Raw genomic sequence first — 23,762 nt, 5'->3', positions numbered from 1 at the left:
AACGCCGGGGAATACCCCCGGCGTTTTTCTATTGCGGTTTTCGCGCCGGGAACCGGATATTTTTCGTATCTTTGGCTTCGTCCATGCAAGTCCGCATCATAGATACCGTTGCCCGGGATTCGTTCCACGAGGTGTTCAACGCTGCTCTGCTGGTTATGTGCCTGCGGCTGTTCGGCCGTGCGGAGTACCATTGCCACCCCTCGCAGCGCAGGTGTCTCGAACGGCTGCTCGAACGTCACGGATACGCCGCAGACGTGTCGCGCGTCGCATTCCGCCGTGTCCGGGTCGTGCGGCGCGAGGGTCCGGCAGGCTGGGTGTGCCGCTATGCGGCCGCCGCCCTGCGGAACGGCTGGCGGCTCGTGCGCTCCCGGCCCGGCGAACTCGTGGTTTTCAACTACAACAACCCGCTGGCGCTCCCTCTGCTCGATCTGCTGAACGGCTTTCTGCACCGTCGCGTGCTGATCGTCTGCCACGGCGAACTGGAGCTGCTCGCCGGGCGCAGCCCGTGGTGGCGGGCATCGGGCTGGTTCGCGCGGATTCTCCGCCGGGCGTTCGGCCGGACGCGCCTCGACCGGAACCTGCGCTTCTGCGTGCTGGGAAAATCCATCCTGCGCAACCTGCGCCCGTATCTTTCCGAGGCGAATGCGCCGCTCTTTTTTGCGATCGACCATCCCGGATTCTTCGAGGGCGAGCCCGCGAAGCCCCTGCCGCACGACACCCTGCGCGTGGGCACGGTGGGCCAGCTGACCCCGGCCAAGGGTTTGGACCGCATACTCCGGCTCTCCCGGCAGATTCCCGTGCCGCTGACCGTCGTGGGACGCACCTACGGGTTCTGCGACCATGCCCGCTGGCCCGAAGTGCGCTTCGTGGCCGGACCGGAAAACGGCTTCATCCCGCGCGAACGCTTCGAGCGGGAGACCGCCGCACTCGACTACATCCTTTTCGCCTACGATCCCGGCAGCTACCGGCTGACGGCGAGCGGCGCCATTCTCGATGCGCTCAACCTCGGGCGTCCCGTCATCACGCTGCGCAACGACTGCTTCGACGACGTGCTGCGGCTGCCGGTGGGATACGTCGTCGCCGACATGGAGGAGATGGCCGCCCTCATCCGCCGTCTGGCCGCCGAATACCCCGCAGGCACCGACCCGCAGTTCGCGCGGAACATTGCCCTGCTGCGCCGTGAATTTGCGGTGGAGACAGTCGCCGAACGACTGCGGGAAGCCCTCGAATCCTTTGTTCCCGAACTGAAAAATCCGCAACGATGACCCTTTTTGTCCGGGCGGACCGCCTGCTCCGCAACCTCTACGAAACCGCATTCTACTTTGCCGTGATGGCCGTGAAGGAGAATTTCCGCAACTACGTGGGCTGCGCCGGTACGGTCGGCGCGCCGAAGCCGTCGATGCTGATCCTCGGCAACGGCCCTTCGCTGGCCGAAGACCTGCCGCGGCTGATCGAACGGCGGGAGCACGAGACGAAAGATGTGATGGCGGTGAACTTTTTTGCGCTGGACGAGCGTTTCGAAACGGTGCGGCCCGCCTATTACGTGCTTTCCGACCCGATGTTCTTCCGCGACAGCGCCTGCCGCGACCGGGTGGCGGAGCTCTACCGCGTGCTCGACGAAAAGGTGACGTGGCCGATGAATCTCTACGTGCAGTACTACAATCCCGAACGGTTCGACTACCGCGCCGCGCTGCCCAACCCCAATATCCGCATCGTGCGCTTCCATACGCAGCTCTACCGCGGGTTCCGCGGCGTGGAGTTTTGGTTGTTCCGCCGCGGCCTCGGGAGCGCCAACTTCGGGACCGTGGTGCAGGTGTGCGAATACGTCGCCCTGCTCCTGGGGTATAAGACGCTGGAACTGTACGGGGTGGATCACACGCTGCTGGACGGCCTGTGCGTGGATGAGGAGAATCGCCTCTGCCGCGCCGACGGGCACTATTACGACGCTGTCCCGGCCACTCCGAAGCCGATTTTCCAGAAGGTTCCGCACCGTCCCTACACCATGTCGGTCTATCTGGCGGAGGTCGCCGAACTCTTCCGCGGCCACGAGGTGCTGCGCGACTACGCCGCCTCGCTCGGAGCGCGGATCATAAACCGCACGCGCGGTTCGATGATCGACGCCTACGAACGGGGAGCGGAATAGCCTCTATGGTTGCAGGTTGCGGCTGGCCGCGATGATCTCGGCCATCGTGAAGTCCTCGGGGTAGTCGATGTCCAGCCCCTCGATATGGTCTACGACGGCCATGTAGGGCCGGTCCCCGATGCGCCGCCCGCGGCCGCACCACAACTCCCGCGAAAAGATGAAGAAAGCGCTGGTCTCGACGTAGACCGGCTCGATGGTCTGTGTGCGGGGGATGTCGTCGAGGCTGTAATTGAGCGGTTTGCCCCCGAACCACGCGAAAGTCTGGATCTTTTCGGCGCTGAACGCCGAGTCGTATTCGCCCGAACGGACCTTTTCGAGCGCCCCGGCGACGGTCGCGGCGCGGATGAAGGGCGACGTGGCGTGGGCGAGGATGTAGAGGTCGGCATCGACCGACGCCGTGAAACTGTCGTAAATCTCCCTGCCGAGCGTGGTGTCCCGGTCGAGCGACGGGTCGCGGCGCAGGAACCGCACCCCTTCGGGCAGCAGCGGGCGGATGCTTTCGTCGCTGCAAAAGACATAGACTTCGTCGATGCCCTCCACCGTGGTCAGGGTTTTCAGGATATGGCACATCAGCGGCGAACCGCTCAGCGAACGAAGGTTCTTGCCCGCGACGCGCTGGCTGTTGAGCCGGATGGGAACGAATGCGACGGTTTTCATAGAGTCTGATAATTTGTAAAGGGGTTCGTAGCGACACTTTGCCGCTTGCGGCATTCAACTCCCCGCCCCGGGCGGGGAGTCAGGGGTGGGTCGGATTTGCAAACACGGCGGAACGCCGTGGGAACGGCATTCGGAACTGCGATACATTCCTGATATTTCAACCGGTATTTCATTGTACCAGCAGGTTGCAGCCGCGGATGTCGGAGTGGTCGATGCGGCCCTCGACCAGAAACGATCCGTCCGCTTCGACGCGCCCCACATCCTGTGTCTGGATAAAGGCGCAGGACCACCGGTTAGCAAGGTCTGCGATGTTCAGCCCGCCGCGCGAGCCGGGCGGCAGCAGGTCGAACGGGTCGTTGACGTCGCGGGCCGTGACGCGCATCCACGCCGGGCAGCGGAACCGGTTGCCGCCCTGCGAATAGGCTTGCGAGGTGAGTTCGGCCATGCCGTACTCCGAGTGGATTTCGCGCACCCCGAAGGCATCGCAGAGTATTCTGTGGAACTCCTCTTTCGGAATCTCCTCGCGGTAGCCCTTCATGCCGCCGGTCTCCATCACCACCGTGTCGCGGAGCTTCGGGGCATGGCGTTCCGCGAGGTCCCACAGCGCATAGCTCACGCCCAGCAGGATTTTCGGTTTCGGGTCCGCCTCCATCGCGGCCAGCAGGGCTTCATAGTCGTCGAGGTAGAAGCCGCCGGAGCCGCAGTCGGCGATCAGCCGGTCGGCCATGTAGACCAGCGACGAGCCCTTGCGCCGCAGGTAGTTGGGCAGCAGGGCATAGAGGCTCCAATGCGCGGGGTCGCCGTAAAAGGTGCGGAACGAGGCGCGGAACGCCTGTTCGTAAAGCGCCAGCGACTGCATCGGGTGGCGCGAGGGTGTCATGCCCGTGGTCGCCGACGAGGTGAAGACCGCCTCGGGGGGCGTCTCGCCGCAGTAGATGTCGTGCGTCTTGAACAGTTCGATGGGCAGGTGCGGAATCTCCTCCGGCGTGCGCACCTCTTCGGGGCGGATGCCCGCGAGTGCGAGATACTCCCGGTAGGGGGCGCATGCGACGGCCTGACGGCGGAATGTCTCCAGGGCCGCCCGGGCGAAAGCCGCGTCGTCCGCGATGCCGAATATGTCGTTTGGGGCGATCATTTTCACAAAGATACGAATAAGCGAGGGCAAAAGCAAGTTTACTTGCATTTTGCCGAGCGAGAGTATCTTCGGCATAGCCAAAGTACGAATAAGCCGAGAGAAAAAAGCAAGCTCGCTTGCATTTTTTCCGAGGCGGAGTATCTGAAAGACTCTGCGATGGAATAAGAACGAATGGTTCCAAAGCCGGATTGCAGACGGCCCGGCAAAAGGTCCCGACACCCTGAAAGCGCCGTTACGGCGCCGAAGCCGAAGATCGGGAAAAGAACGGACGGTGCCGAAACCGGATTGCCCGCGGCCTTGTAAACGATGAGGTAAATCGGCTGTCGGGGATGTTCCGGAAGCCGGGATCGCCGTTTCATAAAAACGAAAACAACAACCTGCGACCCGGATGAATCCGTTTCGCCGTCGTTGTTTTCGCGTATATGCCTGCGGGTCCTTTTCCCGCCCCGGCGTCACTTTTTCGTTTTCGGCGCGAGCATCATGTTCATCTTCTTGCCGTCGAGCCGGGGCATCGCCTCCACTTTGGCGAACTCTTCGAGGTCGGTGGCGAAGCGGAGCAGCAGGATTTCGCCCTGCTCTTTGAAGACGATCGAACGGCCGCGGAAGAAGACGTAAGCCTTGACCTTGGCCCCCTCCTTGAGGAAGTTCTGCGCGTGTTTGAGCTTGAAATTGTAGTCGTGGTCGTCGGTCTGGGGGCCGAAGCGGATCTCCTTCACGACGACTTTCGTCTGGTTGGCCTTCAATTCCTTGGCCTTCTTCTTCTGCTGGTAAAGGAATTTCTGGTAATCGGCGATGCGGCATACGGGCGGCTCGGCCTTGGGCGAGATCTCGATCAGGTCGAGTTCCATCTCGTCCGCCAGGCGCAGTGCGTCGCGGATCGGCATCACCTGCGGCTGGGGGACGTTGTCGCCCACCACGCGCACCTCGGGAGCCGTGATCTGCTCGTTGATGCGGTGGGGGTTCTCCTTCTCGGGCGGTCTGCGTCCGAATCGGGGGTTGCCTGCTGCCGGTTTCGGTCTGTTATTCCCGGGGGTAAACGGCCTCGGCGGGAATGGTTTCGGTGCTGCGATAGTTGTACGTATTAGTTAAGTGAATAATAGTGTTGTCTTATTTCTTTTCCAGTTTGTTGGCCTCGACCTCCTCCTTGACCAGTCCGGCGATCAGGTCGCGGAACGCCTCCATCGGCATCTGGCCCTTGTCGCCCTCGCCCTGTGCGCGGACCGACACGAGACCTTCGGCCTCCTCCTTCTCGCCGACGATCAGCAGGTAGGGGATGCGTTTGAGCTCGTTGTCGCGGATCTTGCGGCCGATCTTCTCGTTGCGGTCGTCGATCTCGGCGCGGATGTCGCTGCCGTTGAGGAACTCGGCGACTTTCTGGGCGTAGTCGTTGAACTTCTCCGAGATGGGAAGCACCACGACCTGCTGGGGCGAGAGCCACAGCGGGAATTTGCCGCCCGTGTGCTCCAGCAGCACGGCCACGAAACGCTCCATCGAGCCGAACGGCGCGCGGTGGATCATGATCGGGCGGTGGAGCCGGTCGTCGGCGCCCTTGTACGTGAGGTCGAAACGCTCCGGCAGGTTGTAGTCCACCTGGATCGTGCCCAGCTGCCACTTGCGGCCGATGGCGTCCTTGACCATGAAGTCGAGCTTCGGGCCGTAGAACGCGGCTTCGCCCAGCTCGACCACCGTGGTGAGACCCTTCTCCTTGGCGGCCTGCATGATGGCCGACTCGGCCTTCTCCCAGTTCTCGTCGGAACCGATGTATTTCTCCTTGTTGTTCGGGTCGCGCAGCGAAATCTGTGCCGTGTAGTTGTCGAACTTCAGCGTCTTGAAGATATAGAGCACGATGTCGATCACGCGTTCGAACTCTTCGAGAAGCTGATCCGGCCGTACGAACAAGTGCGCGTCGTCCTGCGTGAATCCGCGCACGCGCGTCAGTCCGTGGAGCTCGCCCGACTGCTCGTAGCGGTAGACCGTGCCGAACTCGGCCAGACGCACAGGCAGTTCCTTGTACGAACGGGGCTTCGAACGGTAGATCTCGCAGTGGTGCGGGCAGTTCATCGGTTTGAGCAGGTACTCCTCGCCCTCGATCGGGGTGTGGATCGGCTGGAACGAATCCTTGCCGTACTTGGCGTAGTGGCCCGAGGTGACGTAAAGCTCCTTGTTGCCGATATGCGGGGTGATCACCTGCTGGTAACCGTATTCTTTCTGCACGTTGCGCAAAAACTGCTCCAGACGGTCGCGCAGGGCGGCGCCTTTGGGCAGCCACAGCGGCAGGCCCTGGCCCACGCGCTGCGAGAAAGTGAACAGTTCGAGGTCCTTGCCCAGCTTGCGGTGGTCGCGCTTCTTGGCCTCCTCCATCATCGCCAGATACTCGTCGAGCATCGACTTCTTGGGGAACGAGATGCCGTAGATGCGGGTCAGCATCTTGTTCTTCTCGTTGCCGCGCCAGTAGGCTCCGGCCACGGAGGTGAGTTTCAGGGCCTTGATATATCCCGTGTTGGGAATGTGCGGTCCGCGGCAGAGGTCCGTGAACGCGCCGTTGGTATAGAACGAGATGGTGCCGTCTTCGAGGTCGGAGATCAGTTCGACCTTGTACTGGTCGCCCTTTTCGGTGAAAGCCGCCAGCGCTTCGGCCTTGGGAACCTCGCGGCGGATCAGCGCCTCCTTGTTGCGGGCCAGCTCCGCCATCTTGTTCTCGATGGCCGGGAGATCGGACTCGGTGATGGGCACCGGGGAATCCACGTCATAGTAGAACCCGTTTTCGATGGCCGGGCCGATGCCGAACTTGATGCCCGGGTAGAGCGCTTCGAGGGCCTCGGCCAGCAGGTGCGACGAGGTGTGCCAGAAGGCGTGCTTGCCCTCTTCGTCGTCCCATTTGTAGAATTTGACCGAAGCGTCGGCCTCGATCGGGCGCGTCATGTCCACCGTCGCGCCGTTTACCGAGGCCGCGAGCGAGTCGGCAGCTAAACGAGGGCTGATGCTCTCTGCGATCTGGTAAGCAGTAGTCCCTTCGGCGTATTCTTTGACGGAGCCGTCGGGAAAAGTGATTTTGATCATTTGTTTGTATGAATTAAGTTTTCGGGTCCTTCGGCGCTTCCACAATTACGAGACGGAATACGCCTCCGGGTTGCCCGGTGTTTTCGTTCAGTTTTCCTTTTCGGTCTGCGGCAGATCCTTGACCGAAACGTCGCGGCCGCCTCTTTCGCGCTCGGCGCGCTGCAACGGATTCGCCGTCCATGCGGCCCATGCGCGGCGGTGCTCCACGATGTCGATGGCCGCGTAGATCGCGTTGCGCATCGACTGCGGGTCGGCTTTGTCCTTTCCGGCGATGTCGAACGCCGTGCCGTGGTCGGGCGAGGTCCGCACGGCCGAAAGCCCCGCCGTGAAGTTCACCCCGTCGGGCGAGAGCGTCTTGAACGGCGCGAGCCCCTGATCGTGGTACATGGCCAGAATGCCGTCGTATTTGGCGTATCCGCCGCCGGCGAAGAGCCCGTCGGCCGCAAAGGGCCCGAAGGCCAGCACGCCTTCGCCGAACGCCTCGACGATGGCCGGTTTGATGATCTCCTGCTCCTCGCGGCCCAGCAGTCCGCCGTCGCCGGCGTGGGGGTTGAGGGCCATCACGGCGATGCGCGGCTCGACGATGCCGAAGTCCTCGACGAGCGAGCGGCGCAGCGTGTGCAGCTCTTTGACGATGCGTTCTTTGGTGATGCTGCGGGCGATCTCCGAAACGGGGATGTGTTTGGTGACCAGCCCCACGCGCAGCACGTCGCTGCACATGATCATCATCGCTTCACCGCCGAGTTCGGCGGCCAGATATTCGGTGTGCCCCGTGTAGCGGAAGTCGTCGGCCTGCACGGTCTCCTTGTCGAAGGGGGCCGTGACGATGGCGTCGAGATGCCCCTCCTTCAGGTCGCGCATGGCGGCCGACAGCGCCTCCACGGCGGCGCGGCCCGCATCGGCGGCCGCTTTGCCCGGCACGATCTCGGCCCCCTCGCCGCAGGCCGCGAGATTGACCTTTCCGCGGCGCGCCTCGGCGGCCGAAGCCACGGGGTTGAAAGAGATGGGTTCGATCTCCGCGATGGTATTTCGGTAATAGGCGGCGGCTTTGGGCGAACCGTAGACGACGGGGGTGAAGAGCTCCGTCATGCGCGGGTCGGCGAGCGCCTTGAGGATGACCTCCCAGCCGATGCCGTTCGTGTCGCCCTGCGTGATGCCTATTCTGAGTTTGTGTTCCGGCATAATCAATTTTGTTTCAACTTACAAAGTTATAAAATATTCAGAATACGCAATGCTCCGAAGCCGATTAAAATGATTTTTCAGGCCGCTTTGCGCCCGCATGTGCTATTTTTCGGCGCCTTTGCGGCGGGAGGCGGGGGATTCCGGGATATCCGGACCGGGGCGTCCGGAGTTCGCGCGGGTGCCGGGACGCGGGATGATCCGGGCCTACCGTTTTGCCTCGGAGTGCGTCCGCCGCCGGAACTCCGAGCAGACGATCCCTGTCGCCATAGCGACGTTCAGCGATTCCGAACCCCGGCGGTCGGCCGGCCAGGGCGGGATGAAAAGTTTCCGGGTGACGGTGCGCGCCACCGCTTCCGTGACGCCGCGGCCCTCGTTGCCCATCACCACGATGCCCTCCGGCGTGAGTTCCGAGCCGTAGATATTCTCTCCCTCCAGAAAGGTCCCGTAGACGGGAATTCCCTGCGCGGCGGCAGCGGAGAGGCATGCGGCGAGCTCCGTGTAGTGGACCCTGACGCGGAGGATGGCCCCCATCGTGGCCTGCACGACCTTGGGGTTGAAGCAGTCGGCCGAACCCGGGGAGCAGACGATGTCCGTGATGCCGAACCAGTCGGCCAGCCGGATGATCGTCCCCAGGTTGCCGGGGTTCTGCACGTCGTCCAGTGCCAGCGTCAGCCGCCCTTTCAGCGACCCCGTGTCCAGTCCGTAACGCGGTATCTCGACCAGCGCCAGCGAGTTGCCGGCGGTTTTCAGCAGCGAGAGGCGCTCCATGTCGCGCGGGGCGACGGTCTCGACCTCCGGGCCGTCGAAAACTCCCTCCAGGGCGAATATCTTGCGCACCCGCAGGTGCGAGGCGCGCAGTTCGCCGATGAGCTTCTCCCCTTCGGCGACGAACAGTCCGTGTTCGGTGCGGCCGCGTTTGTCGGCCAGCGCGCGGACGAGTTGTATTTCGGCTTTGGTCATCGTTCCTTTTCGATGCTGTAAGTGGTTCCTTCGGTGGCGGGGTAGCTCTCGGGGAAGAGCGCGCGGGCCTCTTCGACCAGCTGCGATTCGTCCTTGTAACGCGACGAATAGTGGCCGATCACGAGCCGCCGTGCGCCCGCTTTCAGGGCCGCTTTCGCGGCGTCCGCGGTGGTCGAATGCCCCCGGTCTTTGGCCGACCGCTGCTCCGCGGCGGCGTAGGTCGCCTCGTGGTACATCAGATCGACCCCCTTGCAGAGCCCTGCGGCCTTGGCCGAGTAGTTCGTGTCCGAAAGGTAGGCATACGAACGCGGCGCATAGGGACGGTAGGTCAGGCCGGCGTTGGGGATCGTCTCGCCGGAGTCCAGTACGACATCCTCGCCCCGCTTGGCGGCGGTGATCTGCGCGATCGAGAGACCGTATTTGGCGATCTTGAACTTCTCGACGTTCAGCGGCGGCTCCTTCTCCCGGAAGAGGAATCCGGCGCACGGCACGCGGTGGCGCAGCGGGATGCTCCACACCTCCAGCGTGCGGTTTTCCATCAGCAATGCGTGTTTGGTGGTGTCTACTTCGGTCCACGCCACGTCGTAGGGCAGTTCGCTGTCGAAATAGCGGAGGTGGCAGGCCAGAATCTCCCCGAACGGCGCCGGGGCGAAGACCCGCAGCGGGGTCTTGCGGCCGTAGAGCGCCAGCGTCGAGATGAGCGGGAACAATCCGAAAACATGGTCGCCGTGGAGATGCGAGATGAACACGGCGCGGATTTTCAGCGGATTGATGCCGTAGCGGACCAGCTGCTGCTGCACGCCCTCGCCCGCATCCACGAGATAATATTGTTCGTGGACGTTGACCGCCTGGGCCGACGGATGCCGGTTTGCGGTGGGTTTGGCCGAAGACGACCCTAATATGGTGACGCTGAAGCTCACTTCAGCAGGAACCGTTCGCAGTCGAGCGCCGCGATGCACCCCGACGCTGCTGCCGTGATGGCCTGACGGTAGTGGGGATCGCGGACATCGCCGGCGGCGAAAACCCCCTCGACGCTGGTTTTCGACGTGCCCGGCTCGACCTTGACATACCCTTCGGCGTCGAGCGCCAGTTGTTCGCTGAAAAGCTCCGTATTGGGGTGGTGGCCGATGGCCAGGAAGAATCCCGAGATGTCGATCTTCCTCTCCGTGCCGTCGTTCCTGCGCAGCAGGGCTCCCGTGACGCCCGATTCGTCGCCCAGCACCTCGGCGGTGTTGTGCTCGAACAGCACCTCGATGTTGGGGGTGTCGAACACCCGCTGCTGCATCGCCTTCGAGGCGCGCAGGTGGGGTTTGCGGACGATCATGTAGACCTTGCGGCAGAGCGACGCCAGATACGACGCCTCCTCGCAGGCCGTGTCGCCGCCGCCGACCACCGCCACGTCCTTCTTGCGGTAGAAGAACCCGTCGCAGGTGGCGCAGGCGCTGACGCCCTGGCCGCGGAACTTGGTTTCGGAGGGAAGCCCGAGGTATTTGGCCGAGGCTCCCGTGGCGATGATGAGCGTCTCGGCCTTGATCTCCCGGGTGCCGTCCACGACGACGTGGAACGGGCGCGACGCGAGGTCCACGCGCGTGATGGTTCCCGTGCGGATGTCGGCGCCGAAACGCTCGGCCTGCCTGCGCATCCGGTCCATCAGGTCGGGGCCCGTGATGCCGTCGGGATGCCCCGGGAAATTCTCGACATCGGTCGTCGTCGTGAGCTGCCCGCCCGGCTCGATGCCTTCGTAAAGCACCGGAGTGAGGTTGGCGCGCGAGGTATAGATGGCGGCGGTGTACCCTGCGGGGCCGCTGCCGATGATCAGTACTTTTACTGCTTCTTCCATGATCGTTGTTATTTTTTGTAAGTTTTTTATGCTGTTGGTTGTCCTTGTCGCGGCCCGCGGCCGCGTTTGCAAATTGGACCCACCCCGGCTAAGAGCCGAGTTTTAGGGGCGATGCCCGGTTTTTGCGGCCCGAAAGCAATTCTCCGCTGCCATCTTTTCTGAAGCGGCTTCTATAAGCCGCCCTTGGCGGGGGCTTGTCGCATTGCGACCGGAATGTCAACCGGAATATGCCTGGGATGCGGACGTTGCGTTTTCTTCACGATTCGTACCGAATTCCGTCAGTTGCTGTCCCAGGTAGTCGAATTCCGCCCAGCGGCCGTTCCGGCGCACCCGGGCGATGCTTTCGGCCGGGATGTAGTCCACGATTTCGTATTCGGGCGGGATGACGTAGTTTCCGTTCCGGTCGATGAGTCCCATGCCGCCGGGCGTCTCGACCTCGGCGCGCCCTTCGCGGAAGTCGCCCGCCCAGACGAAGTGCGACGCGATGACGGGGTTGTTGTCCGTGTCCACGAATCCGAATCCCTCGTCGTCCTCGACGCAGACGAGCCCTTCGAACACGTGGCTGGTCCAGCGGTGTCCGGTCAGGCGGCGCAGCGGAGCGTAGTCGGCTTCGATGTCCGAGACCTGCATCGGGCCGCCCGCTTCGCGCACCCGCCGCCGCAGGGCCTCGAACGCTTCGGCGTCGCCGTCGGAGGTGCCGAAACGGGCGTCGTGGTAGCGCAGGGGGATGAACCGGCCGCCGCTCCAGCGCAGGTTGTCCGGCCGGAGGTTGTTGTGCGAGAAGCCCAGTTCGCGCAGGGCGGATTGGAGTGCGTCGAGTCCTGCGAGCAGCCGCTCGGCGGGTTCCGTCAGCAGCGCTTCGGCGAAACTGCGGCCTGCGGGCAGGTGCTGGAGCACCAGATCGCAGGTTTGCGGATGCTCCTCGGCGTCCACCCAAAGGAGCTCGCCCCGGAGGATGCGGTATTCGGCCAGCCACTCCGTGTTGAGGCGTCCCGCCTGCGATGCGGTCCGTTCGACGGCGGCCAGCGCCGCGGGGGACAACGGCAGCGAGAGCAGCCATTGCCGGCCGCGCCAGACGATTTCGGCTTCGGCGAAGCGTGTCGTGCGCATCAGCTGCGGAATGCCGCCCGCTTCCGTCGCGGGACGGGCGTCGGCGAGCGTCGTGAACGAGATGTCGGGCGTTTGGAGCGCCTGTATGAAGGTGTGCAGGGTCGGTGTCATGGTTATTCGGTCTTTACGCTGATGGACCCGATGTTGAGCATCGTGATGAGCTGTTCGGCCGAGGCGTTGTAGCTCATGCCCCGGAACGGCGGCGTGGCGCCGGGGCCTTTGGCTTCGCGGATCGCCTCGTCGAACACCTCGGGCATGAGGCTCGAACACTCGTAGAGCACCGCCGCATAGCGGTTGGGATAGTCGGCCTCCTCCGTCGAGGGGAAGAATACCGTCCGCGGGGTGTCGCCCGCGGCGATGTGGATGTTCACGAGCAGCACGTTGCCGTCGGCCGTGCGCAGCGACTTGATCTGCTCGGCCACGGCGCAGAGCTCCTCGTCGTCGCAGTCGGTGGCCTCGCCGTCGGTGATGTTGAAGACGATGGGCGGAAAACTCTCCGCATGGACCGGATCGGCGCACCATTTCGCGGCGATGTCGCGCACGCGGCGCAGCGCTTCGCACATCGGGGTCTGTCCGACGGCTTCGGGCTCCACCCACGCCGGAGTCGAGATTTCGCGCAGGGCGTTGCTGCCGTCGGGAAAGCGGTACTCCACGATCTCGGTTTTCAGCGGCGGCTCTCCGGCGGCCAGTTCCGTCACGGAGATCGCCTCACGGCTGCCCGGCAGCAGGGAGTAGACCTCGTCGTCGCCCGAATAGCCCAGTACGGCGATGTCGTAGTAGTCGCGGACGCCGTCGCTGCGGCGCGCCCGTTCGATCAGCTCGAACAGCATGCCGTTGGTGATCGAGGCCACGGCGTCGGCCTTGGTCATCAGCCGTCCGCGGAAGCGGATCTTCTCGGCCATCGACCCCGAGCCGTCGATGACGAAGATGAAGGCCGTGCGGTGGGTGCGTGTGATGCTCTGTGTGTACATATTCGAATTATTTCAGTCCGCGGACCGTGTAGTAGTCTTCGCGTCGGTCGTCGTCGTTGTCGCAGTCGAGGCCGTAGCTCACGGCCATGTCGAGCGAGCAGTCGCGGTCGCGGTCGGCGTCGGTGGTGCGGCGCATCGCTTCGTGGGCGTTGCGGCCTGCGGTGACGGCGTCGTCCAGCTCCCCGGCCGTCGGCATGTGGCCCAGCATCGAGGCGTAGACCTGTACGGCCCAGCTGTGGGCGTAGTCGTCGTAGTGGACGGCGAAGACCCGGAAGCGGTTGTCCACGGCGGCCGTCGTCGTGAGTTCGCCGCGGTCCACGGCGTCGAGGATCGACGCGACCTCGCGGTGCGTGATGTACTGTCCGGCCAGGTCGAGCCAGCGGCCGCCGCCGTTGCGGTGCGGGTCGAGGCTTCCCTTGCCGAGCATCGCCCCCAACGCCGCCACGATGGCTTTGTTGTAGAGTTTCAGTCCGCGGCGCAGCGCCGTGGCGCGGATGATGGCTTTGTTGTAGGTGTAGACCGGGGCGTCGGGGTCGCGCTCTTCGAGTCCGTGGAGAATGTTCACGGCCTCGATCATGGCGCCCGCGACGTAGGGGTTGTACTCCTCGAAGTTGATAACGTCGCGGCAGACCGAACGCCGGTCGCGGGCCGGCCATTTCTCGATGTCGCGCACGGCGCCGAAACTGGTGAGGTTGGCGCCCGGCATCAGGTGGGAGTGCCCCTCCTTCTCGATCAGGTACGAGTAGGGGAACGCCGAGGTGTCGTGGTGGTAGGAGTGGTGTCCCATGACCATCGTGAAGGCCCCTTCGAGGGCCGGTGACATGATGTAGGCGCTCGAGGCGAACTTGCAGCCCCTCAGATGCACCGCCTGATGCACGGCGCCGCTCTTGAAAAGGTGGTTGCTCTGGTTCGAGCCGCTGCCGGCGTTGAAGAACGAGAACATGCCGGCGATGAGCAGCGACGATTTGTGGTGCGAGACGGTGTAGGGGCCTGCGAAGATCGAGGCGGCCTCGCCGTTCTCGCAGTGCGAATTGGCGAAGAAGAGCGATTCGGCGGCCGTGAAGCCCTTGTCCAGCCGGCAGCTTTCGCCGACGAAACAGCGCTCGACGATCGAGCCGTTGTCGATGACGGCCCCTTCGGCCGCGATCGTGTCGTAGGCTTTGACATCGACGCCGATGCGGACGCCGTCGCAGAGGGTGGCGTTTTCGAGGATCGACGCGCCGTCGATCTCCACGTCGTTGCCGATGCGGACCTCGCGGATGAAGCGCGCGCCGACGATGCGGCACCCGCGACCCACCTCGCCCATCTCCGACGAACGCGCCTCCGCGTACTCCCCGACCATCCTTTCGAGCGCCGCGATGGTCTGCGGACGGTGGCGGTAGACGGCCATCACGTAGGCGACCTGCGCCGACATCGTGTCGAATATCTTCACCGTGCGGCCGCCGCATTCGTTCATCGTGGCGACGCCCGTGCCGTTTCCGAACGCCGAGCGGCGGCGGCATTCGAGCGCCGTGACGCCCTCGACGAGCGACTCCTCGCCGATGCGGTAGCCGGCGACCCGCGAACGGACGATCCGGGCTCCCCGGGCGATTTCGACGCGACCCTCCAGATGGCTTTGGCGAAGCTGGCCGGGTTCGAAGTCCGGAGCGACCGTCACTTTCGTCCAATCTTCGGCCGAATTGCCGAGCGTTTCGAGTGCGGCGATCTCCGCGGGGGTCAAATTTCGGAATGAAGTCATTGTTTCGTGGGTTTTGAATGCAAATATAGCAATTTGCGGCTAAACGGCAAATTCGTTTTCCGGCACGGGAAACTCCCTTCCCGCGCGGTCGATTTCGATCCGGCGGCCGCTGCGCACGACCTGCGCCCGGCCGTTGCGGAAGGGTTTCACGGCCTCGCAGCCGGGAAAGCTCAGCCGGGTGCGGCCCGCCGTGTCGATGTAGTGCCACGTCGAACCCAGCAGCACGGCGGCCAGCCCCTCGGTGAAGTCGAAGCCGCTGTCGTAAAGCGGCGGAACGACCGTCCGCTGCGGCGTTCGGTAACCCCAGCGACCGTTCTTGACGAACAGTTCCGGGGTCTCGTCGTCGGAGGAGGGGTTTTCTATGCTGGCCTGCCGGACTGCTTCGCCGAGCAGCTCCGCGAGTCCGAAAAGTTGCAGGGTCGGGGAGCAGAGCAACTGCGCCACACGGTATTGCACGGCTTTGCCGCGGCGTTCGAACAGGCCGAGGACTTCGCGGTAGGCCGGGTCGCCGGGAATCTTTCCGGGCGAGAACAACAGTCCGTCGGCGGTGCCGTAACGCTCCCAGAGCGTCGGTTCCTCGGCCAGCGCGTGCAGGGCCGTGGAGATCAGGGCCGCGGGGTAGTCGTCGAGCCGTTCGTTGAAATCCGCCGCCGTGCGGGCCGGATGCTGGTAGGCCGCCGTGTCCAGTTCGGGGCTCGTCTCTCCGGCGAAGGCGGGCAGGAATGCGGCGTCGAAGTCGATCGGATGCAGCTGCCGGTCCCGGCCGACGATGATGTTCGCGGGCTTCAGGTCGCCGTGGGCGCGGTCGTCGGCGACCATGCCGGCGGCCAGGGCGTCGAAAGATTCCGCAAGGCTCCGGAGCTTCGCCGTATCGCGCGCGAGGGCGGCTTCGGCGACCGCTTCGTGGAGGGTCGCGCCGTCGATCCAGTCGCCCAGAATCGCATCGACCCAGACGCCCGTTTCCGACGAAGTGTAGAGGTAGAGCTCCTTTTCGAGCACTCCGTCGCCGTAGATCTCCCGCAGGTGGCGCATCCTGCGCAGGTAGCAGCGCAGCGACCGGATGCGTCCGTCGCGGCGGATGCGGAAGACGACGGCCGAATTGCCGATGCTGTAAAGGGGGCGTCCCTGCCTGTCCCGGCACAACTCCACCTCACCCAGCGTGCGTGTCAGGCCGTGGGAATCGGTGAGTGTGAGCAGGTATTGGCGAAGGGTGAACACGTCGTGCGGTGGGTTTTAAGCGTCGTCCGGTCTGTCGGAGACGGCGCAAGATGCGAAAAAGTCCGATGACGAAGCCGGACCCGAGGGCCCGGCTTCGTCATCGGGAGTGCTTGTTGGATTGGGAGCAGACACCTGATTCGAAAACGTTCGGCGCTTCGGCCGCACCCTAAGACAGGCGTTATGCCTGCGCCCGAAAGCGCAACATCTGCCCGAAAGCGTCCCGGCTTGCGGCCGCACTCTAAGACAGGCGTCTTACGCCTGCGCCTGGCTTGGGTGCACGGAGCCGGACCGATAGCGTCCGGACCTCCGGTTGCCTCTGAAACAGGCGTCTACGCCTGTCAATGGCAATTGCAGTGTCCGTGTCCGCTGTGGTCGCCGCAGCCTTCGCCGCAGCCGTCCCCGCACTCTCCGCACGAACAGCCGCCCTGCAAATCCTCGGGCGTCACGTCGCGCACCGAAACCACGTCTACCTCGAAGTTGAGCGTTTTGCCCGCCATCGGGTGGTTGAAGTCCATCTTCACCGTCGTGTCGCCGACCTCCTTGACGATGCCCATCATGCGGTTGCCCTGGGCGTCGCTCATCGGGACCTGGCTGCCGACGAAGAGGATGTCTTCGGCCAGCTTGCCGTCCACCATGAATATATCTTTCGGCAGATCGACGATGGCTTCGGCGATGATCTCGCCGTAGCCGTCCTTGGGTTCGAGGGTGAACGCGACCGATTCGCCGATCTCCTTGCCCAGAATCGCCTCCTCGAATTTGGGAAGCAGCATGCCCGTTCCGAAGATGAATTCGAGCGGCTGGCCCGGGCGCGACTGGTCTGCGATCTGTCCGTCAACGGTGAGCTTGTAGTCTACGCCGACCATTTTGTTTTGTTCTACTTTCATACGATTGTTATAAAGTTTAGTTGTTTTTATCCTCGTTTTTCAGGGACATTGCCCGGCATTCACGGCTCAAAAGCGATTTTCCGCCGCCATCTTTCTAAAGGCGGCTTTTTAAGCCGCTCAAAGGTACGCACTTCGGAGCGAGTTGCCAAATAATCGCATGAAATAATTGTGCCGCAACAACCGAAAACGGCGGCGATGTCTCTACCGCCGCCGTTTCGTCTCTCCGGAAAACGCTACTCGCAGTTGCGGCAGCAGAGGTTGCGGTCGCCGTAGCCGTTGTCGATCTTCGACACGTAGGGGAAGAATTTCGACTCGCCGATCCACCGGAGCGGGAACGCCGCCTGCTCGCGCGTGTAGGGGTGCGACCACTCCCCGGCCAGTTCGCGGGCCGTGTGGGGTGCGTTGGCCACCACGTTGTCCGCCTCGCCGGCCGCCGCCTCGCATTCGCGCTTGATCTGCACCAGCGCTTCGATGAAGCGGTCCATCTCCTCCTTGGGCTCCGACTCCGTGGGCTCGACCATCAGCGTCTCGTGCACGGGGAACGAGAGCGTCGGGGCGTGGAACCCGTAGTCCATCAGCCGGTGGGCGATGTCGCCGCAGTCGATGTTGTAGTCCTTCTTGAAATTCGTCAGGTCGAGGATCATCTCGTGGCCCACGCGGCCCGTCTCGCCCGAATAGTAGGTGCGGAACTCCGAAGCCAGCGCCGCCGACATGTAGTTGGCGTTGACGATGGCCATTTCGGTGGCTTTGCGCAGTCCGTCGGCCCCCAGCATCTTGATATAGCCGTAGGTGATCGGCAGGAGCAGCGCCGAACCCCACGGGGCCGAAGCGACCGCCGTGATGCCCTCGTCGCCGCCCGTGGCTACGACCGAATGCGAGGGCAGGAAGGCTTTGAGGTGCTCGGCGACGCAGATCGGGCCGACGCCCGGACCGCCGCCGCCGTGGGGCATGGCGAAGGTCTTGTGGAGGTTGAGGTGGCAGACATCGGCGCCGATGTAGCCGGGATTCGTCAGTCCCACCTGCGCGTTCATGTTGGCGCCGTCCATGTAGACCTGCCCGCCGGCGTCGTGAACGGCGTCCACGATCTCGCGGATGCGGCTCTCGAAGACGCCGTGCGTCGAGGGGTAGGTTACCATCAGTCCGCACAGCTCCGAGGAGTGCTCTTTGGCCTTGGCTTCGAGGTCGGCCACGTCGATGTTGCCGTTGGCGTCGCACGCCACCGTCACGATCTTCATCCCCGCCATCGCGGCCGACGCCGGGTTGGTGCCGTGGGCCGACGCCGGGATCAGCACCACGTTGCGGTAGCCCTGACCGCGGCTCTGATGGTAGGCGCGGATCACCATCAGCCCCGAGTATTCGCCCGCGGCGCCCGAGTTGGGTTGCAGCGAGCAGGCCGCGAAGCCGGTGATCGTCGCCAGGTCCTTTTCCAGCTCCGCGATGAGCTGCCGATAGCCCTCGGTCTGGTCCGCCGGGGCGAAGGGGTGCATGTTCTGGAAGCCCGCGAGCGAGAGCGGCTGCATGAGCGCCGCGGCGTTGAGCTTCATGGTGCAGGAACCCAGCGAGATCATCGAGTTGGCCAGCGAAATGTCCCTCAGTTCCAGCTTTTTGATATAGCGCATCAGGGCGCTTTCCGAACGGTAGGCGTTGAAGACCGGCTCCCGGAGGTAGCCCGACTCGCGCCGCAGGCCGGCCGGGATGCAGCTCTCGGCGACGGCCTTCACCGCCTTGGCCTTCTTGCCCTTGGCCGCGGCGAAGATTCCCGCGACGGCCTCGATCTCCGCCGGGGTGGTCACCTCGTCGAACGACATCCGCACCGATCCTTCGGAGGGGTAGTAGAAGTTGATGCCCTGTTCGAGCGCCAGCGACTGCACGACGGCGGCCTCGGCCTCGACCTCCAGCGTGTCGAAGAACTCCTTCGATGCGAGTTTGTAATCCATCGCTTCCAGCGCGCGGGCGACCGTCGCGGCGGCGAAATGGGCCGTCTCGGCGGCGCGCTTCAGCCCCTCGGGACCGTTGTAGACGCAGTAGAAGCCCGTCATCGAGGCCATCAGCGCCGAGGCGGTGCAGATGTTCGACGTGGCGCGCTCGCGCTTGATGTGCTGTTCGCGCATCTGGAGCGCCATGCGCAGGGCCTTGTTGCCCATCCGATCGACCGAGACGCCGATGATGCGGCCCGGCATGTTGCGCTTGAACGCCTCGCGCGTGGTCATGTAAGCCGCGGCGGGGCCTCCGAAGCCCATCGGCGTGCCGAGGCGCTGCGTCGAACCCACGGCGATGTCGGCGCCCCACTCCCCGGGGGCTTTCAGCAGGGCCAGCGACAGCGGGTCGGCGACGGCCGTGACGAGCGCGCCCCGGGCGTGCGCCGAGGCGGTGAACTCCGCATAGTCGCGCACCGATCCGTCGGCGGCAGGGTACTGCACGATGGCGCCGAACTCGCGGCCCGTGAATTCGTATTCGTCGTATTCATCGACGATCAGTTCGATTCCGAACGGTTCGCTGCGCGTCAGCAGCACGTCGAGCGTCTGCGGGAAGACGTTGCGATCGACGAAGAGCTGGTTGCGGCCCTCCTTGACGGCTTCGCGCGAACGCAGCGAAAACATCATCGCCATCGCTTCGGCGGCAGCGGTGCCCTCGTCGAGCAGCGAGCAGTTGCCGATCTCCATGCCCGTGAGCGAGATCATGGCGGTCTGGAAATTCAGCAGCGCTTCGAGGCGTCCCTGCGAAATCTCGGCCTGATAGGGGGTGTAGGAGGTGTACCACGCGGGGTTCTCGAAGACGTTGCGCGCAACGGCGGCCGGCACGGCCGAAGGGTAATAGCCCATGCCGATGAACGAGCGCAGGGGGCGGTTGCGGTCGGCCAGTTCGCGGATGTGGGCGGCGAATTCGTATTCGCTCATCCCCTCGGCGGGCAGCGCCAGCGGTTTTTTGAGACGGATGGACTGCGGAATGACCTGTGCGATGAGCTCGTCGGTCGATTTCACGCCGATCACGTCGAGCATGGCTTTGAGGTCTTTTTCGTTGTTGACGCCGATATGGCGTTCGGAAAACTTGTCGAACATACGAATATGGAGGAATTAAGTTACGATATTTTAGCTTTCGGGGACTTTATCTGTACAAATGTAAGACAAACGGAGCGGACATGCAAAAAAATCCGCCGAAACTTTTTTCGGCGGAAAAAGATGCGGGGCTTCGCGTCGGCGGGTCAACAGCGGAAACTGTTGCACCGGAGCGGCCCGGGAATCAATACGACTTGATCCATAGCGCATTTTTTACATACGGTTTTGAACGCACGTCGTATTCCGTACAGTTATGGGTTTCCCAGGAGGTTGCCTCCATGTTGCAGAACCACACGATGCCGTTTCTGCGTCCGCTGAGCCAGTAACTTCCTTCGATGCAATCGCCGTGCGCCTGTTTCAGCGTAAGATTCAGGGTCTTGCGCAGACGATATATCTCTTTCATTTCGTCCATCGAGGGAAGTTTCCCTTCTATGTTCGCGGAAGACCACGACATGAAGCGGCCTTGTTTTAACCGGATATACTGGCCGTGCGTACCGTTCGCGGTGAAAACGACGCCTTTTACGCCGTCTTTTTCATAAAGTTCGCCGGGTTTGTAATATCCCGCTTCCCGGCGTTCCCGGTCCGCTCTGCGCTGCGCTTCTGCCTGCTGCTGCCGTTCGGCGGCCAGACGCTCTGCCTCTTTGCGCCGTTTCTCCGCAGCAATTCGTTCCGCTTCGGCACGTTTCTGTTCGGCGATGCGCTGCTCTTCGGCGCGCCGTTCCTCGGCAATGCGCCGTTCTTCGGCTGCGATGCGCTCTTGTTCCAGCCGCACCTGCTCTTTGCGGTAATTATGATACTTGATGCCGGCGCCGGCCAGAATCAGAACGGCCAAGGCTGCAATGAGATACGGCCGGTTTTTCTTCCACAGGGCGGCCCGCCGTTCCGCCGCCTCCTTCTCCTCCTGCTTGCGCCGGAGACGGAGCTTCTCCTCCTCTTTCGCCTGCTCTTCACGCCATACGCGCCGCCGTTCGGCCTGCTCCAGCGTGCAGGCGTAGATCAGCTCCTCGGCGTAGAGCTGCGGACTGGCGAGCACCTCGTGCAGTTTGTCGTTGTCCATCGCCCGGACCTGCGCCGTGAACTCCGCGCTCCGGCTACGGATCTCCAGCTCCCGGCGGCACTCTTCGACCAGCGAGGCCCGGTACATCGCGGCGCCGGAGACGATTTCGTGCAGTTTTTCGTCGTCGTACTGCCGCACCTCGGGCATCGGGGGAAGCGTTTCGCCGGGGTCCTCCGTGAAATGACGCTCCGCCGAATGCGTCTCCGGCTCTCCGGTTTCGCCCTTGTAGCGCCGGACGGTGTCGCCGGCCTTGATGCGCGCGATCTCGTCGGCCACGGCCTTCGGAACGCAAATCCTGTCAACGGGCATGAAGATCGCGGGCAGAGCCTTGAACCAGACGATGCCGCACGGAATGCCGATGATGCTCAGAAACTCCCCGATCATGGCGAACAGCGCTCCTGCGGCGGCGATCAGTCCGAAGGGGAAATAGAGAATCGTGATGACGGTCGAAAAGGCCGCAGCGGCCGTGCTGCGCTCTTCGGGCCGCACCAGGTCGAGTTCCTTGCGGGTGACCAGCGCCGACGAAAAGGGCGTGAGCAGAAACCGTGCGATCTGGAAAAATCCGAGCCCCACGGGATAGAGCACCACCGTGCAGCACAGAATCGCACCGAACAACGCGTAAAAAAACGCGAACAGGAATCCGAAGAATGGAAAATGCCAGAGAATGTTCAAACAACCGTTCATATTCATTTGATTTAAGGGTTAGTCTTTCATGGGCGTACGAAAAAAAGGCGTGAGCGAATTTCCCGAATCCACTCACGAGGTATTAGGCGACCCACCAAGTAGAATTACGGACAAATGCTCACGCTGAAAAACAGCGAGAGCACCAACTTTAATCTCTTACTTGGTTACGAAAGTGCCTAATTTTCGTGAGTAAGAAAAAAGCCGATGCGCTTTTTTATCGTTCGTATGTCGGCGGCCCTCGCAGACCGCACGTCGCAAAGATAGGAAAATCAATCAGAATTCGTGCAGCGATCCGGATAAAAAAAATCGGGCCCCGGCGAACAATCGTGCCGGGGCCCGTTCCGTGCGGGGGTCAGTACTGAAAACTGCTGCCTCCGATGAACTCGCGCAGGATCGACGTGGGCGGGATCTCGTCGGGCGGGATGGGGATGAAATTGTCGAGGAATTTGAGCATCCGCTGCGCCTCGTCGTACTCGGGGACCGTGTCGGGGACTTCGCGCAGGATCTTTTCGGCGAAGGGCCGCAGCACCGAAATCTCGTAGAAGAGCGACGAATTGAGCATCACGTCGGCGTTTTCCTGATAGGGGAAGATGTGTTTCTCCTCGCCGCGGCGCACCGAAGCCCAGCGCGAAAGCGTCGAGAGGGCGTCGGCGCCCCGCTGGCGGTAGTCGCGCGTCAGGCGGCGCAACAGGCGGTTGTCGGTCGTGGCGATGCGCGAAAGGTTGTCCATCGCCACCGACGTGAAGCACGAGATGTAGATGCGGAATTTCTGCGAGTCGGGGATCGAGGGCGTCAGCCGCGGATTCAGTCCGTGGATGCCCTCGATGATGAGGATCGAACGCTCGTCGAACGTCAGCGGGTTGTCGTGCTGCATGCGGCGTCCTGTGATGAAGTCGTAACGCGGAATATCGACGCTCTCGCCCCGGATCAGCCGTCGCAGGTGGTCGTTGAACAGTTCGAGGTCGATGGCTTCGAGCGCCTCGTAGTCGTAGTCGCCGTTCTCGTCGAGCGGGGTCTTCTCACGATCGACGAAGTAGTCGTCGAGCGAGATCATCACCGGGCGCAGCCCCAGCACGCCGAGCTGGATGCCCAGCCGCTTGGCCGAGGTGGTCTTGCCGCTCGACGAGGGGCCCGAGATGAGCACCATGCGGATGCCGCGGCTGACGACGGCGTCGTAGATGGTGTCGGCGACCCAGGCGAATTTGCGTTCGTGGAACGCCTCGGCGAGTTTGATCATGCCCCCGGCGTCGCCCGCGAGGGTGCGGGCGTTGACCGCGCCGATCGTCGGCACGCCCATCAGCGCCACCCACGACTGGTACTCCTGGAAGATGCCGAACATCTTCTCCTGCTGGACGTTCCTGTGGAGCGTATCGGGGGCCGTGCGCAGCGGCAGGGCGAGGTAGAAGCCGTTGTAGTAGGGCTGGATGTCGAAGAGCGTGACGTAGCCCGTCGAGGGGGCCAGCGAGCCATAGAAGTAGCCCACCGTGTCGCCGAGCGTGTAGAGCTGGCTGTAAAGCCGCGGGCGGGTGTCCAGCAGGGCCACCTTGTCGGTGAATCCCTCCTCGGCATAGCGCGCCCGGACCTCGGTCGTGAGCATCCGCTCGCGGGTGATGGGCAGGTTGCGCACGGAGAGTTCGCACATGCGGCCCTGCAACCGTGCGGCGTCGTCGGCCGTGAATTCGTCGATGCCGTCGATCTCGCAGTAGAAGCCGCTGTGTCCCAGCGAGTGCCGGATGTGGAGCGTCTGCCCGGGGTAGAGGTCCCGGACCGCCTTTTGCAGCAGGAACCACGCCGTGCGCTGGTAGACCCGGATGCCGGCGAACGAGGTGACATCGACGAAACGGATCGTGACGGGGGCATATATCTTGTAACTGAGTTCTTTGAGGCGGTTGTTGACGAAGGCCGCGAGGAACGGATAGCGTCCGGGCGTCAGGCGTTTGGCGACCTCCGAGAGCGGGGTGCCCATCGGTACGTCGATCTCGGTGCCGAGGTTTTCGCAGATGACTTTGATGATGTCGGTCATAGAATAGTTTTTACGGAATAACGTATGTAAAGATAGGAATTATT

Annotated in this window: 18 protein-coding genes; 2 read left to right on the top strand and 16 right to left on the bottom strand. The window is 63.3% G+C overall.

Annotated elements, in window-relative coordinates; genetic code table 11:
• Positions 1-83: 83 nt before the first annotated feature.
• The gene (locus WMO46_RS01865) at positions 84-1,265 is read left to right on the top strand and encodes a glycosyltransferase family protein (RefSeq protein WP_349093666.1); all 1,182 of its coding nucleotides are present in this window, start codon (positions 84-86) and stop codon (positions 1,263-1,265) included.
• Positions 1,262-2,143 carry a hypothetical protein gene (locus tag WMO46_RS01860; RefSeq protein ID WP_349093665.1) on the top strand — a complete coding sequence of 294 codons (882 nt, stop codon included), beginning with the start codon at positions 1,262-1,264 and terminating at the stop codon, positions 2,141-2,143. The genes WMO46_RS01865 and WMO46_RS01860 overlap by 4 nt, the downstream gene beginning before the upstream one ends.
• A gap of 3 nt (positions 2,144-2,146) precedes the next feature.
• On the opposite strand, the gene WMO46_RS01855 is transcribed toward WMO46_RS01860, so the two are convergent.
• The 16 genes from WMO46_RS01855 to WMO46_RS01780 form a co-directional block, all read right to left on the bottom strand.
• Positions 2,147-2,800 carry an acylneuraminate cytidylyltransferase family protein gene (locus tag WMO46_RS01855; RefSeq protein WP_276760722.1) on the bottom strand — a complete coding sequence of 218 codons (654 nt, stop codon included), beginning with the start codon at positions 2,798-2,800 and terminating at the stop codon, positions 2,147-2,149.
• A 169-nt stretch (positions 2,801-2,969) separates the two neighbouring features.
• Complete coding sequence (locus WMO46_RS01850; RefSeq protein WP_349093664.1) at positions 2,970-3,935, bottom strand: LuxE/PaaK family acyltransferase; 966 nt, start codon at positions 3,933-3,935, stop codon at positions 2,970-2,972.
• Positions 3,936-4,387: 452 nt separating this feature from the next.
• Positions 4,388-4,885, bottom strand: coding sequence for a translation initiation factor IF-3 (gene infC / locus WMO46_RS01845; protein ID WP_044118771.1), 498 nt, complete (start codon positions 4,883-4,885; stop codon positions 4,388-4,390).
• A gap of 157 nt (positions 4,886-5,042) precedes the next feature.
• Positions 5,043-6,995 carry a threonine--tRNA ligase gene (gene thrS / locus WMO46_RS01840; RefSeq protein ID WP_019151548.1) on the bottom strand — a complete coding sequence of 651 codons (1,953 nt, stop codon included), beginning with the start codon at positions 6,993-6,995 and terminating at the stop codon, positions 5,043-5,045.
• Positions 6,996-7,082: 87 nt separating this feature from the next.
• Positions 7,083-8,177, bottom strand: coding sequence for a 4-hydroxythreonine-4-phosphate dehydrogenase PdxA (pdxA, locus tag WMO46_RS01835; RefSeq protein ID WP_349093663.1), 1,095 nt, complete (start codon positions 8,175-8,177; stop codon positions 7,083-7,085).
• Between the two features lie 204 nt (positions 8,178-8,381).
• Positions 8,382-9,137: an RNA methyltransferase gene (locus WMO46_RS01830; RefSeq protein ID WP_129651478.1), complete on the bottom strand. Its 756-nt coding sequence runs from the start codon at positions 9,135-9,137 to the stop codon at positions 8,382-8,384.
• The gene (locus WMO46_RS01825; RefSeq protein WP_349093662.1) at positions 9,134-10,057 is read right to left on the bottom strand and encodes a ribonuclease Z; all 924 of its coding nucleotides are present in this window, start codon (positions 10,055-10,057) and stop codon (positions 9,134-9,136) included. Before WMO46_RS01825 ends, WMO46_RS01830 begins: the two co-directional genes overlap by 4 nt.
• Complete coding sequence (gene trxB, locus WMO46_RS01820; RefSeq protein WP_349093661.1) at positions 10,054-10,977, bottom strand: thioredoxin-disulfide reductase; 924 nt, start codon at positions 10,975-10,977, stop codon at positions 10,054-10,056. The genes WMO46_RS01825 and trxB overlap by 4 nt, the downstream gene beginning before the upstream one ends.
• A 216-nt stretch (positions 10,978-11,193) precedes the next feature.
• Positions 11,194-12,198: a WG repeat-containing protein gene (locus WMO46_RS01815; RefSeq protein WP_044118770.1), complete on the bottom strand. Its 1,005-nt coding sequence runs from the start codon at positions 12,196-12,198 to the stop codon at positions 11,194-11,196.
• 2 nt (positions 12,199-12,200) lie between these two features.
• Positions 12,201-13,058 carry a vWA domain-containing protein gene (locus WMO46_RS01810; protein ID WP_349093660.1) on the bottom strand — a complete coding sequence of 286 codons (858 nt, stop codon included), beginning with the start codon at positions 13,056-13,058 and terminating at the stop codon, positions 12,201-12,203.
• A gap of 7 nt (positions 13,059-13,065) precedes the next feature.
• Positions 13,066-14,796, bottom strand: coding sequence for a DUF4954 family protein (locus WMO46_RS01805; RefSeq protein WP_278964622.1), 1,731 nt, complete (start codon positions 14,794-14,796; stop codon positions 13,066-13,068).
• Positions 14,797-14,835: 39 nt separating this feature from the next.
• Positions 14,836-16,014 carry a WG repeat-containing protein gene (locus WMO46_RS01800; RefSeq protein ID WP_349093659.1) on the bottom strand — a complete coding sequence of 393 codons (1,179 nt, stop codon included), beginning with the start codon at positions 16,012-16,014 and terminating at the stop codon, positions 14,836-14,838.
• Positions 16,015-16,352: 338 nt separating this feature from the next.
• Complete coding sequence (locus WMO46_RS01795) at positions 16,353-16,898, bottom strand: FKBP-type peptidyl-prolyl cis-trans isomerase (protein WP_129651484.1); 546 nt, start codon at positions 16,896-16,898, stop codon at positions 16,353-16,355.
• 233 nt (positions 16,899-17,131) lie between these two features.
• Positions 17,132-19,957 (bottom strand): aminomethyl-transferring glycine dehydrogenase, encoded by a 2,826-nt coding sequence (gcvP, locus tag WMO46_RS01790; protein WP_349093658.1) that lies wholly within the window; start codon positions 19,955-19,957, stop codon positions 17,132-17,134.
• 181 nt (positions 19,958-20,138) lie between these two features.
• Positions 20,139-21,695: a YccF domain-containing protein gene (locus WMO46_RS01785; RefSeq protein WP_349093657.1), complete on the bottom strand. Its 1,557-nt coding sequence runs from the start codon at positions 21,693-21,695 to the stop codon at positions 20,139-20,141.
• 352 nt (positions 21,696-22,047) lie between these two features.
• Positions 22,048-23,718 carry a nucleoside kinase gene (locus tag WMO46_RS01780; RefSeq protein ID WP_349093656.1) on the bottom strand — a complete coding sequence of 557 codons (1,671 nt, stop codon included), beginning with the start codon at positions 23,716-23,718 and terminating at the stop codon, positions 22,048-22,050.
• Between the last annotated feature and the right edge of the window lie 44 nt (positions 23,719-23,762).

This window comes from Alistipes intestinihominis, from assembly GCF_040095975.1.
Classification (GTDB): domain Bacteria; phylum Bacteroidota; class Bacteroidia; order Bacteroidales; family Rikenellaceae; genus Alistipes; species Alistipes senegalensis.
The sequence above is the reverse complement of the archived record's forward strand: the minus strand, read 5'-3'. Positions and strand labels throughout refer to the sequence as shown.

What these genes read in the sequence shown, in the direction of transcription:
- WMO46_RS01855 (WP_276760722.1), bottom strand. Translation starts at nt 2,800, where the DNA reads ATGAAAACCGTCGCATTCGTTCCCATCCGGCTCAACAGCCAGCGCGTC.
- WMO46_RS01805 (WP_278964622.1), bottom strand. Translation starts at nt 14,796, where the DNA reads ATGACTTCATTCCGAAATTTGACCCCCGCGGAGATCGCCGCACTCGAA.
- WMO46_RS01795 (WP_129651484.1), bottom strand. Translation starts at nt 16,898, where the DNA reads ATGAAAGTAGAACAAAACAAAATGGTCGGCGTAGACTACAAGCTCACC.
- WMO46_RS01815 (WP_044118770.1), bottom strand. Translation starts at nt 12,198, where the DNA reads ATGACACCGACCCTGCACACCTTCATACAGGCGCTCCAAACGCCCGAC.
- WMO46_RS01830 (WP_129651478.1), bottom strand. Translation starts at nt 9,137, where the DNA reads ATGACCAAAGCCGAAATACAACTCGTCCGCGCGCTGGCCGACAAACGC.
- WMO46_RS01810 (WP_349093660.1), bottom strand. Translation starts at nt 13,058, where the DNA reads ATGTACACACAGAGCATCACACGCACCCACCGCACGGCCTTCATCTTC.
- pdxA (WP_349093663.1), bottom strand. Translation starts at nt 8,177, where the DNA reads ATGCCGGAACACAAACTCAGAATAGGCATCACGCAGGGCGACACGAAC.
- gcvP (WP_349093658.1), bottom strand. Translation starts at nt 19,957, where the DNA reads ATGTTCGACAAGTTTTCCGAACGCCATATCGGCGTCAACAACGAAAAA.
- WMO46_RS01860 (WP_349093665.1), top strand. Translation starts at nt 1,262, where the DNA reads ATGACCCTTTTTGTCCGGGCGGACCGCCTGCTCCGCAACCTCTACGAA.
- trxB (WP_349093661.1), bottom strand. Translation starts at nt 10,977, where the DNA reads ATGGAAGAAGCAGTAAAAGTACTGATCATCGGCAGCGGCCCCGCAGGG.
- WMO46_RS01780 (WP_349093656.1), bottom strand. Translation starts at nt 23,718, where the DNA reads ATGACCGACATCATCAAAGTCATCTGCGAAAACCTCGGCACCGAGATC.
- WMO46_RS01785 (WP_349093657.1), bottom strand. Translation starts at nt 21,695, where the DNA reads ATGAACGGTTGTTTGAACATTCTCTGGCATTTTCCATTCTTCGGATTC.
- WMO46_RS01850 (WP_349093664.1), bottom strand. Translation starts at nt 3,935, where the DNA reads ATGATCGCCCCAAACGACATATTCGGCATCGCGGACGACGCGGCTTTC.
- WMO46_RS01865 (WP_349093666.1), top strand. Translation starts at nt 84, where the DNA reads ATGCAAGTCCGCATCATAGATACCGTTGCCCGGGATTCGTTCCACGAG.
- thrS (WP_019151548.1), bottom strand. Translation starts at nt 6,995, where the DNA reads ATGATCAAAATCACTTTTCCCGACGGCTCCGTCAAAGAATACGCCGAA.